Source organism: Stenotrophomonas maltophilia group sp. Smal17 (genome assembly GCF_030237045.1).
Taxonomy (GTDB): domain Bacteria; phylum Pseudomonadota; class Gammaproteobacteria; order Xanthomonadales; family Xanthomonadaceae; genus Stenotrophomonas; species Stenotrophomonas forensis.
Window position 1 is genome coordinate 50,077 of record NZ_JASJSU010000003.1, and the last position, 13,122, is coordinate 63,198.

General features: G+C 66.7%; 13 protein-coding genes and 1 pseudogene. 6 read left to right on the top strand and 8 right to left on the bottom strand.

Annotation, left to right across the window (positions count from 1 at the left end; all coding sequences use genetic code 11):
* Positions 1 to 121 precede the first annotated feature (121 nt).
* Together QRO93_RS02140 and QRO93_RS02145 are read left to right on the top strand one after the other, a co-directional pair.
* Positions 122 to 1,558, top strand: coding sequence for a serine hydrolase (locus tag QRO93_RS02140; RefSeq protein ID WP_180880203.1), 1,437 nt, complete (start codon positions 122 to 124; stop codon positions 1,556 to 1,558).
* Between the two features lie 196 nt (positions 1,559 to 1,754).
* Entirely contained in the window at positions 1,755 to 3,863 is a 2,109-nt protein-coding gene (locus QRO93_RS02145) for a TonB-dependent receptor domain-containing protein (RefSeq protein WP_180880202.1), read from the top strand.
* A 46-nt stretch (positions 3,864 to 3,909) separates the two neighbouring features.
* Here QRO93_RS02145 and QRO93_RS02150 read toward each other — a convergent pair.
* The 3 genes and pseudogenes from QRO93_RS02150 to QRO93_RS02160 form a co-directional block, all read right to left on the bottom strand.
* Positions 3,910 to 4,161: pseudogene (locus tag QRO93_RS02150) on the bottom strand (hypothetical protein); the annotation flags it as partial.
* Between the two features lie 2 nt (positions 4,162 to 4,163).
* Entirely contained in the window at positions 4,164 to 5,009 is an 846-nt protein-coding gene (locus QRO93_RS02155; protein WP_180880201.1) for an energy transducer TonB, read from the bottom strand.
* A gap of 52 nt (positions 5,010 to 5,061) precedes the next feature.
* Positions 5,062 to 5,841 carry a hypothetical protein gene (locus QRO93_RS02160; protein WP_180880199.1) on the bottom strand — a complete coding sequence of 260 codons (780 nt, stop codon included), beginning with the start codon at positions 5,839 to 5,841 and terminating at the stop codon, positions 5,062 to 5,064.
* A gap of 205 nt (positions 5,842 to 6,046) precedes the next feature.
* On the opposite strand from QRO93_RS02160, the gene QRO93_RS02165 reads away from it, so the two are divergent.
* Complete coding sequence (locus QRO93_RS02165) at positions 6,047 to 6,370, top strand: hypothetical protein (RefSeq protein WP_180880197.1); 324 nt, start codon at positions 6,047 to 6,049, stop codon at positions 6,368 to 6,370.
* A gap of 34 nt (positions 6,371 to 6,404) precedes the next feature.
* Here QRO93_RS02165 and QRO93_RS02170 read toward each other — a convergent pair whose 3' ends face one another.
* Positions 6,405 to 6,980 (bottom strand): TetR/AcrR family transcriptional regulator, encoded by a 576-nt coding sequence (locus QRO93_RS02170; RefSeq protein WP_285303932.1) that lies wholly within the window; start codon positions 6,978 to 6,980, stop codon positions 6,405 to 6,407.
* 69 nt (positions 6,981 to 7,049) lie between these two features.
* Here QRO93_RS02170 and QRO93_RS02175 point away from each other — a divergent pair, with 69 nt between their 5' ends.
* A complete protein-coding gene (locus QRO93_RS02175; RefSeq protein ID WP_053450193.1) occupies positions 7,050 to 7,595 on the top strand; it encodes a thioesterase family protein in 546 nt (181 codons plus the stop codon).
* 6 nt (positions 7,596 to 7,601) lie between these two features.
* Here the strand turns inward: QRO93_RS02175 and QRO93_RS02180 are convergent, their stop codons facing one another.
* Positions 7,602 to 8,735 (bottom strand): agmatine/peptidylarginine deiminase, encoded by a 1,134-nt coding sequence (locus QRO93_RS02180; RefSeq protein ID WP_053511302.1) that lies wholly within the window; start codon positions 8,733 to 8,735, stop codon positions 7,602 to 7,604.
* 105 nt (positions 8,736 to 8,840) lie between these two features.
* Here QRO93_RS02180 and QRO93_RS02185 point away from each other — a divergent pair, with 105 nt between their 5' ends.
* A complete protein-coding gene (locus QRO93_RS02185; protein WP_180880193.1) occupies positions 8,841 to 9,710 on the top strand; it encodes a LysR family transcriptional regulator in 870 nt (289 codons plus the stop codon).
* Here the strand turns inward: QRO93_RS02185 and QRO93_RS02190 are convergent.
* Together QRO93_RS02190 and QRO93_RS02195 are read right to left on the bottom strand one after the other, a co-directional pair.
* The gene (locus QRO93_RS02190) at positions 9,658 to 10,467 is read right to left on the bottom strand and encodes an SGNH/GDSL hydrolase family protein (protein ID WP_180880191.1); all 810 of its coding nucleotides are present in this window, start codon (positions 10,465 to 10,467) and stop codon (positions 9,658 to 9,660) included. The two genes, QRO93_RS02185 and QRO93_RS02190, sit on opposite strands and share 53 nt — an antisense overlap.
* Before the next feature lie 49 nt (positions 10,468 to 10,516).
* Entirely contained in the window at positions 10,517 to 11,482 is a 966-nt protein-coding gene (locus QRO93_RS02195) for a DUF2268 domain-containing putative Zn-dependent protease (RefSeq protein ID WP_180880189.1), read from the bottom strand.
* 138 nt (positions 11,483 to 11,620) lie between these two features.
* Here QRO93_RS02195 and QRO93_RS02200 point away from each other — a divergent pair, with 138 nt between their 5' ends.
* Positions 11,621 to 12,604 carry a hypothetical protein gene (locus QRO93_RS02200; RefSeq protein ID WP_180880187.1) on the top strand — a complete coding sequence of 328 codons (984 nt, stop codon included), beginning with the start codon at positions 11,621 to 11,623 and terminating at the stop codon, positions 12,602 to 12,604.
* A 13-nt stretch (positions 12,605 to 12,617) separates the two neighbouring features.
* Here QRO93_RS02200 and QRO93_RS02205 read toward each other — a convergent pair whose 3' ends face one another.
* Positions 12,618 to 12,938 (bottom strand): hypothetical protein, encoded by a 321-nt coding sequence (locus tag QRO93_RS02205; protein WP_180880185.1) that lies wholly within the window; start codon positions 12,936 to 12,938, stop codon positions 12,618 to 12,620.
* Positions 12,939 to 13,122: the final 184 nt, after the last annotated feature.

Genomic DNA, 13,122 nt, shown 5'->3' on the forward strand with positions numbered 1-13,122 from the left:
CGCCCTGGCAGGTGTGGTAGTGCCGGCCGCTGGCCGGCTCTCCCTGATGCGGGAATCGGTGCCCTTGACCCGATCTTCCGCCGTGACCAAGATGCGCCATCGCCGCTGACGGATCACCGCGATGTACCGCACCCTTGCTGCTGCATTGCTCTGCGCCCTGGCCATCGCCCTGCCCGCCTCGGCGCGTGACGTCCCTACCGGCCTTTCTTCCCAGCTCGACGCTCAACTGCAGGCCAACCGCGAACGCTACGGTATTGCCGGCCAGGCGGTACTGGTCGCGCGCAACGGGAACGTGCTCTACCAGGGCGCCAGCGGTGAACGCGACCCGGCCACGCATGCGCCTGCCACCGTCGATACCATCTTCACCTCGCAGTCGGTGGCCAAGCTGCTGACCAGCACACTGGTGATGCAGCTGGTGGAACAAGGCAAGGTGGACCTGGATGCACCCGCCAGCCGCTATGTGCCTGAATTGCCGTCGGCATGGCAGGCGATCTCCGTGCGCGATTTTCTCAACCACAGTTCCGGCATTGGCGAGTACGCCGACCGCCGCGACGGCCACTGGATCAGCAAGGGCTATGACGGCATGGCACCCGATCTCGCCTCGGCGCTGAAGGTGGCCGGTGCAGCACCACTCGTATTCGCCGCCGGCAGCCGCGTGCAATACACCCAGGCCAACTACCTGGTGCTGACCGCCCTGCTGGAAGCGCACTACCGCAAGCCCTACCCGGCCATCGCGCGCGAACGCATCCTGCAACCGCTGAAGATGACCAGCACTTCATGGGGAGCAGCCAGCGTGCCGGCGCAGCGCGCAGCGGTGCCGCACATCGGCGAGGACGGCACATTGCAGCCCGCCAACGAAGATCCGTGGCCGGACTACGGCTGGGGCCATGCCGATCTGCAGACTACCGTGGGCGACATGAACCGCTTCCTGCAGGCGCTGGCGACCGGAAAGCTGGTACGCACGGCGACGCTGGAAAAACTATGGAAGCCGCAGAAACTGAGCGGTGGCGGCAGCAACTTTTTCTCCACTGGTTGGGACACCACGCACAGCGACGACTACACCCAGGTCGGTCACGATGGTGGCACCCGCGTACGGGTGCGGCTGGCCTACAAGGACACGCTGGCCAGTGGCTACTGGGTGTTCGTGTACCTGACCAATGGCAGCGCGCGCAATGTGTGGTCGAGCACGTTGGTGGAGAGCACGATGGCGGTGGCCGCGCCCGCCGAGTTTCCGCATGCAGTGCTGTCGGAGCGACTGATCGCCTATGCACAGGATGATGATGCCGGCGCCGCGCAGGCGATGCGGGCCTGGTTGCGCGACGACACGCGGATTACGGGCAACGAACGGGAGCGTGCGATCAATGCGAGCGGCTATGCCATCCGCGAGAGTCTGGGCGCGCGCAAGGCGCTGAAGGTGTTCACCCTCAATACCGAGCTGTATCCGGATTCGGCCAATACCTGGGACAGCCTCGCCGAGTGCCATGCGGCGCTGGGCGAGAAGGAAACGTCTGATCGGCTGTATGCGAAGGCCAAGGCGCTGGCGAAGCCTTCACCGTAAACCGATTGTAGAGACGAGCTTGCTCGACTGCTTCTCTGCATCGGAGTCGAGCACGGCTCGACGCTACAAGTGCGAAAGAGCAGTCGAGCAAGCTCGACTCTACAAGTGCGCGGGCGGCCATACGCCGCCGATGGGTGACGCGGCGCGCGCGACCTGTTAACTTGCGCGACACTTTCGCGGTTTACAGCAGTCCCGCATGTCGCTCTCGTCGTACCGCCCCACTCCGTCGCCACTGTTCCTGGCCGTTTCTCTCGGCCTCGCCGCTACCGCCCACGCCGCCCCGCAGGCCACCACGCTGGATGCGGTGCAAGTCACCGCCGCCGATGCCAGCGCCCAGGCACGCGAGGCGTTGAAGCGCGTGCCCGGCGCCAGCAACGTCATCGATGTGGCCAAGGCCGACAGCCGACTGTCCAGCAGCGCCGATGTGCTGGCCTACCAGCCGGGTATCAGCGTGCAATCGCCGGGCAACGAGGGCACCAAGGTCTCCATCCGCGGCTCCGGCATCAACCGCGGCCCGGGCGCGCACGCCTCGGGTATTGCCGTGTCGATCGATGGCCTGCCGTTGACCGGACCGGGCGGCACGCCCTACGAGCTGCTGGAACCGCTGTGGCTGTCGCGCGTGGAAGTGCTGCGCGGGGCCAACGGTTTCGAGCGTGGCGCGCTGGCACTCGGCGGCGCCATCGACTACGTCAGCCGCAGCGGCCGTGATTCGGCGGGCGTGCAGCTGCATTACGAAGCCGGCAGCCGTGGCTACCAGAAGCGCGGGATCAGCTGGGGGGGTGTCAGTGGCGATGTCGACTACTTCCTGGCCTACACCGATACCGAATTCGACGGTTACCAGTACCATGCCCGTGGCGACGGCAAGGGCGCGATGGCCAACATCGGCTGGCAGATCACGCCCGACCTGCAGACGCGCTTCTTCGTTCGCTACCGCGAAACCAATCACGAAACGCCCGGGCGCCTGACCCGCGCCCAGATCCGCAACGACCCGCGTGCGGCGAACCCGGCCAACCTGGCCATTGATGCGCGCCGCCCGCAGCCGGGCAGCACGTGGGTGGGCAATGTCACCACGCTGCAGATCGATGAGGATTCCTCGCTGCAGGCCGGGCTGGTCTATCACAAGTACCCGATGGACTTGAACGAGAGCCTGTACCGCCAGCAGCTGGATTACGCCAACCTCAATGCCACGCTGGACTATCGCCAGCGCCACCGGCTGTTCGGCCTGGACAGCGAAACCACCGTAGGCCTGCGCGTCACCCACGACCTGGACGCCGACGTGCGCGAGTCGCTGCGCTTTGCCAACAACGGCTACGCCGCTGGCACGCGCACGCGCGACTTCCGCCACCACGGCACTGACAGCACCCTGCACGTCAGCAACACCCTCACGTTGAACGACCGCCTGCGCCTGCAGACCGGGCTGGCGCTGATCAACACCCGCCGTGATGTGCAGGTGACCTGGCCGAGCAGTGGCGGCCGCCTGCGCGACCACGACTGGGACTATGCGCCTCGACTGGGCTTCACCTGGCAGCACAGCGCGCAGACGCAGTGGTTCGGCAACCTCAGCCGTTCGGTGGAAGCACCGCACCCGTGGTCGATGATCTGGGGCTCGAACCAGTACTTCGGGCCAGGCAATGGACCGTCCACCGGCCGCCAGCGCGCGCCGGTGCCGATGCAGAACCAGACCGCCACCACGCTGGAACTGGGCGCACGTGGCGACGCTGTGCTGGGCCGCTGGGAACTGACCGGCTACTACGCACACGTGAACCACGAACTGCTGAGCGTGGAGCTGCAGCCGGTGCCAAACCTGTTCGTGGCCGAGAACAACGCCAGCCCGACCGTGCACCGTGGCATCGAGGCCGGCTTGGACAGCACGCTGTGGCAGGCCGCGCCGGGGCGCCTGTCATTGCGCCAGGCGTATACCTTCAGTGATTTCCGCTACCGCCACGACGCGCGCTTCGGCAGCAACCGCCTGCCCGGCCTGCCGCAGCACAGCTACCAGGCCGAACTGCGCTTCGACCATGCCTCCGGCCTGTACGCCGCACTCAACACCGAGTACGCCTCGCGCATTGCCGTGGATTACGCCAACAGCTACTGGGCCGACAGCCATGTGATCTTCGGCAGCCGCATCGGCTACGACGCACCGGGCGGCCGCTGGCAGGCCTGGGCGGAAATGCGCAACATCGGCGACCGCCACTACGCTGCTACGGTCACGCCGGGCTATGACGATGTGGGCAAGGATGTGGCGCGCTCGACGCCGGGCGAAGGCCGTGGCGTCTATGCGGGCGTGCGCTGGCGCTTTGACTGATTGCCGCAGGCGGCGCCGGGTGTGATCCGGCGCCACCGTTCCAGGGTCAGCTGATACACCAGGCCGGCAGGCGCTCGCTGTGTTTCCAGATGGAAGGCGCGAAGCCGATCAGCACCAGTGCCGCCAACCACTTCGGCGACGTACTCAGCAGCGTCGAACCGAGCGAGCCGTCGCCGGGTGCGAGCAGCTCCTGCCAAGGGTTGTAACCGAGGGTGCTGCCAACCCACCACCGCAACGCTGCGCCAATTCCCACCAGCAGCAGAGCCAGCGTGCCGCAGGTCCAGCGCTGCGAGTCTGTCATCACGACTCCGGCAATGCGGGCCACAGGCCGTGTCCAAAGCCCGTATAGCGGACAGGCTCCACTCGAATACGCTCCCATCCGCCCTTCCCGCGGTGCAGAAGGTAGAGGACGCGCATCGCCGTTCCTCCACTGCACAGATCCGAGGCGACCGATGCCATTGCCCAGTTACCGTCCAGGCTGAACACAGGGCGCTGCAGATAGACAACGCCCAGATCGGGATTGCCCAGGCCATCCGTACATCCCTCGATGCCACGCGCGCGCCGTTGCTGAAGTTCGTCCCACGTCATCCGTTGCGCCCGCGCGTGTGCAAGCCCAAACGCGAGGTCGGGTACGCGTACAGCCCGGCGGTTCGCGACCTGCAACATCGCCTCCAGATGCTGCTGCAGTTGAAAGGATGCCGCACTGTCATCATCGCGCCACTCGACGACGCTGTGACTAACCTGGCAGACCGGGGCGGGGTCTCCTTCACCGCAGGAAGGTGCGGTCCATTCCATCACAGCGAATGGCATGTCGGGCTCCCAGCTGCGCGGCTCGAAGTGTGCTGGCGCGGCGTCTTGCAGTGGCACCTCTGCGGTCGCGAACCCACTGTTACCGGTCAGCATCGGGGAGGAGACTGCCTTCATTGGAATCGGAGGTACCGGCGGCTTTCCTGGCGGTGTCGGTCGCAGGTCGATCAGCTCTGCCATCACCTCGGCCTGCATCTGTGCGGTACCGAGGTTGATCGGCGGCGGACCGCTGTCCTGCCGCCACTGCGGGCGCACACTGACCATCAGCGCTGCGCCAACAGCCACGAACAGGACGACCGCTGTCGTCAGGATGCGCTTCCGTGCAATGCGCTGTCGCATGAAGTTCCTGGAAGAAATGAAGCAGGTTGGGATATCGGCCGGAAACGTGGTGCTACAGCGCTTGGATGACCTGCAGCAGATGGCTCGCACCCGGCACAAGTTCCTGCGCAAGCCAACCCAGCACTGCAAAGAACAGCAGCAGGCCGAGCAGCGGCCAGATCGTGTGCGTCACGCATACCCGCCACCATCCCTGCTCCTGCATGCCCTGCATGCGCCGGTACAGGCCACCAGCGATGGCGGCGTCCACCAGCAGTTCAGCCATCAGCACCGGCGCCGACCACACCACCCACACGCTCGCCAGCAGGACGGTCGCCACCAGCGCGACGATGCCGAGGATGGCCAGCAGAGGCAGGCCCGCTTCGTCTTCAGCCAATCCAGCCAGTGGCAACTCACTCACCTCCGCGCCGCTCGGCGATGCCGAATCACTCCACGACGCCGACACACCGCCACCGCCGGAGCGCCCCTCGGCACCGCTCCACGGAGATTCCACGGCACTTCCACGAGGGGATGGGCTGCCACCGCCCATGTCCGGCGACAGGCCATCCAGTACGTTGTCCCAGCGCCAGCGGATCCAGATCCACATCAGCAGCAGGAACACGCCGTAGGCCAGCACTACGGCCATCGGGTAGCGAAGCAGCATCGCGTCGATACCTGCCAGGCGCAGCAGGTACGAGGCAAGGAAACCGGCCGCACCGGTCAGGGCGACGATCAGCGCCATCTGCAGGCGTGGCCAACTACGCTGCTGCAGGTGCCGGCGCGCACGCACGACTTCGCTACCGCGGTTCACGGGCAATTTCAGTGGGCTGCGTGAAAAGTGGCGCGAGCGCTTCATGCAGCCGCCAGGGGACGGGAGGCATCGCGGCCACGAACGTCGGGAACCTGATACTGCATGCGGACATCCTTGCCGGGCACGCGTAGGTGGTGATGGGCGGAGTCTAGCGCGATGGGACTGCGGGTCAAACACCCACGGACCGGACTGGCGCCTGCTTTGTACTCGCGCGCCGGCGGCTGGATCATGGCTTTCTGCCAGAAAAAGTATGCTCTACGGCATGCACGTCTCCCAGCTCACCCGCTCCGCCGCCCTCGTGATGTTCGTTCCAATGCTTGGCCTCGCCGGTTGGGGTTCCTGGTTTGGTAGCCGCTGCTTCAGCGATGGCTGCCTCGGCGTCCTGGTGGCATGGCTTGCCGCCGTGGTTGCATTTGTAGTTCAGGCGTTGCTGGTACTCCCGACGCATGCCTGGGCCCTCAAGCGGCAAGGAGCGCCCGCCGCTCGCAGCTACTTTCTTTGGTTGGGCGCGTCGGCCGTCGCAGCGTTCCTGCCCATCGTGCTCGGCTGGGGCTACTTGATGATCTTCCGATGACCTGCTGCGCGTCTCCCGCACGCGGATAGCCGGATCAAGGCGTCGCCGCGGCTTTCAGCAACTGTGCGGCCACCTGATCGAACGGGGCGATGTCCTGCAGGGCACGGCACATCGCCACCGCGCCTTCCACGCTGGCGATCACCAGGCTGGCCAGACCGGCCGCAGCGGCTGGATCGTGACCTTCAGCGATGAAGGCCGAGGCCAGATGGCCCTGCCAGCGCGCGAACACCTCCGCGGCGGCCGCGCGGGGCTGGCTGTGCATCGCCTCCACTGGCTCCTCCACCGCAGCGGCCAGCACCGGGCACCCCGCACGGAAGCCGGAGCGCAGCAGCCGCTCGCGCCACATCGCCAGGAACTGCTGCAGGCCCTGCGCCGCGCCGCCCTTCAGCAGCTCCACCAGCAGTGCTTCCACCTTGTCGCCGGCCATGTGAGTGGCACGCGCCAGCAGCTCCTGCTTGCCGCCGGGAAAATGGTGATAAGTGGAACCCAGCGGCGCTTCGGCCAGCTTGGTCACCTCGCGGATGCTGGTGGCATTGAGGCCCACGCGCGCCAGCATCTGTGCCGCGGCATCAATCACGCGTTGAGGCGCATCAGAGGATCGCGGGCTCACGGCAGGCTCCTTGCTAAGACAGTCGTCATAGATTAGCGTACCGGCCGTTCTATAACAGTCGTCATAGCCATGAATCTCTGGTTCCGCCTGCTCCACCTGCTGCTGTGCAGCCTGTTCCGGCCGAAGCTGGACGCCCCGTTCGGGGTCTCGCGGCTGCAGTTCCGGGTGCTGCCCAACGACCTGGACAGCAACCTGCACATGACCAATGGCCGCTACTGGAACATCTTCGACCTGGGCCGACTGGACCTGATCCTGCGCATGGGCCTGGGCCGGGTGGCACTGCGCGAGAAATGGGCGCCGATCGTCGGCGCCGGCACCATCCAGTTCCGCCGCGAGCTGAAGCCGTTCCAGCGCTTCACCCTGGAAACCCGGCTGGTCGGCTGGGTGGGCTCGCGCGGCATCATGGAGCAGCGTGTGCTGATCGGCGCCGAACAGAAGATCGCCACCCGCGCGCTGCTGGTCACCGGTATCTACGACCGCCGCGCGCGCCAGTTCCTCAGCATGCCGAAGATGATGGAAGCGATCGGTGTGGTGGCCCCGCCGTCGCCGCCACTGAGTGCGGCCGCCGAGGCGCTGCTGGCGGCCGATGCCGCGTTGAAGCAGGACGACGCCTGAGGCCCCTCACTCCACCTTCGGCATGTTCTTGGTCACGCAATGGATGCCGCCGCCGCCACCGGCAATCGCATCGATGTCCACCTGTTCGATCACGCGGCCCGGATACAGCTCTTCCAGCAGCTCACGGCAGTAGCCGTCGGCGGCGTCATCACCGAACTGCGGCGCGACCACCGCGCCATTGATCGGCAGGTAGTTGATGTAGCCCATCGCCAGATCGTCGTTGTCGCGGGTATGCACGTTGTCGCGCCCGTCCAGCGGCGGCGGCAGCGTATGCACCTGCAGGCGGCGGCCATCGGCATCGCTGGCCCCGCGCAGGATCTGCAGGTGCTCGCGGGTCAGGTCGTAATCATAGGAGTCCGGATCGTTGTCGAGGTTGGCGATCACCACACCCGGACGCACGAAGCGCGCGTAGAAGTCCACGTGTGCATCGGTGATGTCCTCGCCAGCGATGCCGGGCAGCCAGATGATCTTGCGCAGGCCGAGGTGGTGCTTCAGCTCGGCTTCGATGTCCGCGCGCGACCAGCCTGGGTTGCGGTTGCGGTTCACCCAGCAGCTCTCGGTGAGGATGGCGGTGCCGTGGCCATCGACTTCGATGCCGCCGCCCTCGCCCACCAGGTCACTTTCCAGCAGCGTCGCGCCGGTCACCTGCGCCAGCCAGGGCGCCACCGCGCCATCGTTGCGCGCGCTCTGCTTGCCACCCCAGCCGTTGAAGTTGAAGTCGACCAGGCCCAACCCGCCCCGGCCGTTGGTGACGAAGCAGCCGCCGTAGTCGCGCACCCAGATGTCATCCAGCGGCACCTCGAGGAACTCGATGTTGTCGCGGCCGCAGCGATCCTGCGCCTGCTTCAATTGCGCCGGGCGGCACAGCACGCTGACCGGCTGGTGGCGGGCGATGGTGCGCGCCAGCCGCGCCACGGCGGTGTTCACCGCATCGGCCTGCGCGCCCCATACCCGCGGCTGCGCGGCGAAGGCCAGGAACACCCGCTCCTGCGGGCCGTGCTCGTCCGGCATGCGCCAGATGCCTGCGCCCGGACCTGCCGCTGCCACGCGACCCGGCAGGCCGGCCAGACCCAGGGCGGCCAGGCCGCCAAGACCGGCGGCGCCCGCCAGCTGGGTGAGGAAGTGACGACGGTTGCTCATGACAGGCTCCAGGGCCGGTGTGGGATGGACGCCATGCTGCGCTTGCCGATCCATAAGAACAAACGATAGATTCAGCCATCATCTGAACAGTTCTGCTTATCTGAAATGCTCAAGCACTGGCCACCCCTGAACGCCCTGCGGGGCTTCGAAGCCGCCGCCCGGCTCGGCAGCTTCCATCGCGCCGCCGAGGAACTGCACCTGAGCCAATCGGCCATCAGCCAGCAGATCCGCGGCCTGGAAGACGCCCTGCAGCAACCGTTGTTCTTCCGCCAGGGTCGCAGCGTCACCCTTACCGACGCCGGCCTTGATCTGCTGGAAACCACCCAGTCCCTGCTGCGCCAGCTGGCCAGCGGCATCCGCCGGCTCGATCAATACCGCAAACCCAATCAATTGATCGTCAACACCAGCCCGGCCTTTGCCCGCCATTGGCTGGTGCCGCGCCTGGCGGAGTTCCATCGCCTGAATCCCGGCGCCGACCTCTGGCTGCTGACCAGCGAGGAAGCACCCGATATGACCACGCAGACGCTGGACGTGGCGGTGCGTGATGACCTCGACTCACAGGCGCAGTGCCAGCATCGGGTGCTGCTGCAGGATCGCCTCTATCCGGCCTGCCATCCGGCCCTGCTCGCCACGCCCGTGCAGCAGCGCCTGACCCTGCATGGCGAGCGCGAAATGGACTGGAGCCAGTGGCAGGTACAGGGCGGCGCGGACGTGGGCCAGCGCCGCGAGGGCATGAATTTCTCCGAGCCCGGGCAGCTGCTGGATGCTGCGTGCCAGGGGCTGGGCATCGCGCTGGTCAGCGAGCTGCTGGCCGCGCGCGCCTGCGAGCAGGGACTGCTGCAACCGCTGGATGATGCACGCGTGCGCGGCCCACGCTGGAGCTGGCTGGTGCATGAGGACAGCGCCGCAGATCCGCTGGTGATCAGTTTCGGTGAGTGGTTGCTGGTGAGTCTGCCTGATCCAGCGCGCGCTTGATCGCCGCCTCGGCCAACGGCGCCATCACTTCATAGCCCTTCGCGGTGGGATGCACGCCGTCGTCGGCCAGCTGCGGGTCGAGGCCACCGGCCGCGTTGGCCATCGGCGCGTAGTAGTCCAGGTAGATGAGCTGCTTCGCCTCTGCATAGCGCTTCAACGCCGTATTCAATGCACGCACCTTGGGCGCAGGCGTGATGCCCGGCATCCACGGGTACTCGCTGACCGGCAGCACCGAGGCCAACACCACGCGGACGCCATGCACTTGCGCCAGATCCACCATCGCGTGCAGGTTGTCTTCGATCATCGCCTGCGTAGACGGGCCGGTGTTGCCGGCAATGTCATTGGTACCGGCCAGGATCACCACCACCTGCGGCTTCAGTGCCAGCACATCCTGCGGGAAACGCAGCAGCATCTGCGCCGTGGTCTGGCCACTTATGCCACGGTTGAGCCAGCCCCTGCCGGGAAAGAACGAGGCGCTGCCTTCCCTGCCCCAACCTTCGGTAATCGAATCACCGAAGAACACCACGCGTGGTTGACCGGGCACTGCCGCAGGCAGCTGTGCGTTGGCGTCGCGATAACGCTGCAGCTGCGGCCAGTCGGCCAGTTGCTGCTGCATGAAACGCACTTCGTCCGGACGCAGCTGTTCAACAGGCTTGACCAGCAACGGATTGACCGCCGCCTGTTCGGCCGCCTCCAGTGGCGTGCTCAGCGCCATGACAACGGTGATTGCACCGGCAAGCAGCACGGATCCACGCATGCGGATTCTCCAGATGACCAGAACCGCAGTCTAGCGCTGTGCACAAGGCTCAGCGCGCAACCGCACCCGCCGCCACGCCGGTCACCTTCGCCGGCATCCACATGCCCGGCGTCCAGCCGCTGGCGGCCAGGATGGTCTTCGGGTTGTCCTGCTGGATCAGCGCACGCACCGCGTCACGCTTGTCCCTGGCCTGCAGGTAGTAGGCCTTGGCAATGCGGTAACCGACCCAGTAGCCCAGGTCGTAGGGCTCCTGCGAACCGGGCGTGTAGTTGTACAGCCACGGCGAAAGGTCGGTGCTGTCGAGGTCGAGTGCGAACGCGCTTTCGATATGCACTTCGCGGCCGCGTGTCCACGCGGCATGGCGGCCATTGCCCACGTTGCCGGAAATCAGTTCGGTGATGAACTCGGCGATGCCCTCACCCAGCGACACGCGCAGTACCGTCGCATGCGGATCGCCCGGCTCGAAGTCGGTCGGCCCGGTCTGCTGGATGTGCACGTACTCATGCGCGATCACGTGAACGAAGCGGTCCTGCACATTGGGATTCATGAAATCCGCCGCACACAGCGCTTCCAGGCCGATGATCACCCCACTCTTCGAGGTCAGCCCGACCGGCCGGCCACGGCCCACCGCGATGGTCACCGGCGGGAACCGGGTCTGCGGGTAGATCGCTCGCAGGTTGGCGAACACGTGCGTCAGACGCTGCTTCACCATCGGCAGCTCGGCCAGGCAGTTTCGTCCCTGGGCGTACAGCTCGGGCTGGGCGACCATGGCTTCGGCAATCCGTTCGGGAGTGACCCGCCGCGCCTTGGCCAACTCCGCCAGGCCCACCGAGCCCTCGGCCATGTATCCACGCAGCTGTGCAACGCTGGGCTTGCCGCCGGCAGTGTCGTACAGCGCGTAGAAGCGGGTGACATCCTCGGTGAGGATCTGCGGCGCGGCCGGCTCCGCCGCCATGGCCATGCCAACCGCCCCGGTACAGGCCAGGGCCAACAGGCCGCGCAGGATCATGAACATCGCTCCGTCCTTGGTGGAGTGCATGCGAAGCGCGCAATCTACCACTCTGCCCGACCCGCCGCAGCAGGCGGATGCGGCCGCTCCGGCGCTGTGCCAGACTCGCTTCGGCACCTGCCACGGATGATGGAGCACCGCACGATGATGATCGTCCCCGCGTACTGGGCCGAAGCCCGCCTGCAGGCCCGTTTCCGCGGCCGGCCGGTGGTCGTGCGCCGCTTCGGCTGGTCCGACGAAGGCCCGGCCGAGGCCCAGGGGCACGCCGATCGGCGTGCCAATGAAGCCCTCAACGCCATCCTTGCCGGACAGGCACTGCCGCGTCGTGAGGTGCGCAGCAACTACGGTGTGGAAGGTGTTCCGATCCGCGAGCAGATCGTGCGGCGCGACGGCGATGTCATCATCACCCGCAACAGCTACGGTGCGCTGTGCCTGAACACCCCGGACGTGCTGTTCGCCGACATCGACCACGCGCCGCCCCCGGCAGGGTGCGTGATGCCCGCCCTCATCGCGGCGGTGCTGCTGTTTGCCGGCGCCATCATCGGCACCCTGCTCTGGCACTGGCTGGTGGGACTGGTGCTGGGCGTGGCGTCAGTGGTGCTGGTGAATACCGCGCTGCTGATGCAACGCAGGCGCCGACTGGCCGCGGCCGGTGGCGCCGAGGGTGTGGCCCTGCAGCGGGTCGCGACCTTCAGCGAGCAGCATCCGGATTGGCACCTGCGCGCCTACCGGACACCGGCCGGACTGCGCGTGCTGGCCATGCACGCCACGTTCCCACCGGAGGACGAACAGCTGCAGGCGTTCTTCAAGGCACTGGGCGCCGACACCCTGTACGCGCGCATGTGCCGGTTGCAGCATTGCTTCCGTGCACGGCTGACACCCAAACCCTGGCGCGTCGGCCTGAAGCACCGCATCCGTCCGCCGGTGGCCGCGTGGTCAACCGAGCAGGCCAACAACCCGGACCGCCTGGCCTGGATTGCCGAATACGAGAAGAAGAGTTCCGGCTTCGCGGCCTGCGCCTATCTGCGCAGCTTTGGTGATACCACGCGGACCCATGCCAAGGCCGAACATGTGCGCGACCTGCATGATCGCCTGTCGCACGCGCTGGACCGGCTGCCGCTGGCGTGAGCGCAGGGGGCGCTCAGTCAGCGCCCTGCACGAACGGCTGCCCTGCCAGGGTAGTGCCCAGCCGCACCGCGACCTGCTGATCGCCCTTTTCGAAGGTCGTGGCGCACTCTTTTCCGCCTTTCTGGCATCCGACTTCCGGAAAGCCTTCCAGCGATTCCGGCGCGCCCTGCATCGGCTGGGCCTGCCAGCCGGCCGCATCGAGCAGGCGCTTGGCCTTGGCGTAAGGCATGCCGGCGATGATCCCCAGCTGGGCCAGCTCGGCAGGCAGTGCCTGGGCGTGTATCGCAGGCGCCTGCGCCACCATCAGTAATGCAGCAAGAACCACAACCTTCATCGGTGCGCCCTACAACTTACGCTGGAACTACAGGGTAGCCCAGTGGCGGCCGCTGTCGGTGCCCGGATCACCCTTTGTTACCCAATCCAGGCAGGCTGTTACCTGGTGTTACCGTTCGGCCAATGCCCCGCCGGCCGAAGCTCATCGACCCAACCCGCCCGCAACGGCCCCTGCTGCCGGAACC

Excerpts from the sequence above, each read along its gene's own strand:
- QRO93_RS02205 (WP_180880185.1), bottom strand. The coding sequence starts at position 12,938 with ATGAAGGTTGTGGTTCTTGCTGCATTACTGATGGTGGCGCAGGCGCCT.
- QRO93_RS02165 (WP_180880197.1), top strand. The coding sequence starts at position 6,047 with ATGCTCTACGGCATGCACGTCTCCCAGCTCACCCGCTCCGCCGCCCTC.
- QRO93_RS02180 (WP_053511302.1), bottom strand. The coding sequence starts at position 8,735 with ATGAGCAACCGTCGTCACTTCCTCACCCAGCTGGCGGGCGCCGCCGGT.
- QRO93_RS02155 (WP_180880201.1), bottom strand. The coding sequence starts at position 5,009 with ATGCGACAGCGCATTGCACGGAAGCGCATCCTGACGACAGCGGTCGTC.
- QRO93_RS02140 (WP_180880203.1), top strand. The coding sequence starts at position 122 with ATGTACCGCACCCTTGCTGCTGCATTGCTCTGCGCCCTGGCCATCGCC.
- QRO93_RS02195 (WP_180880189.1), bottom strand. The coding sequence starts at position 11,482 with ATGTTCATGATCCTGCGCGGCCTGTTGGCCCTGGCCTGTACCGGGGCG.
- QRO93_RS02145 (WP_180880202.1), top strand. The coding sequence starts at position 1,755 with ATGTCGCTCTCGTCGTACCGCCCCACTCCGTCGCCACTGTTCCTGGCC.
- QRO93_RS02175 (WP_053450193.1), top strand. The coding sequence starts at position 7,050 with ATGAATCTCTGGTTCCGCCTGCTCCACCTGCTGCTGTGCAGCCTGTTC.
- QRO93_RS02200 (WP_180880187.1), top strand. The coding sequence starts at position 11,621 with ATGATGATCGTCCCCGCGTACTGGGCCGAAGCCCGCCTGCAGGCCCGT.
- QRO93_RS02160 (WP_180880199.1), bottom strand. The coding sequence starts at position 5,841 with ATGAAGCGCTCGCGCCACTTTTCACGCAGCCCACTGAAATTGCCCGTG.
- QRO93_RS02185 (WP_180880193.1), top strand. The coding sequence starts at position 8,841 with ATGCTCAAGCACTGGCCACCCCTGAACGCCCTGCGGGGCTTCGAAGCC.
- QRO93_RS02190 (WP_180880191.1), bottom strand. The coding sequence starts at position 10,467 with ATGCGTGGATCCGTGCTGCTTGCCGGTGCAATCACCGTTGTCATGGCG.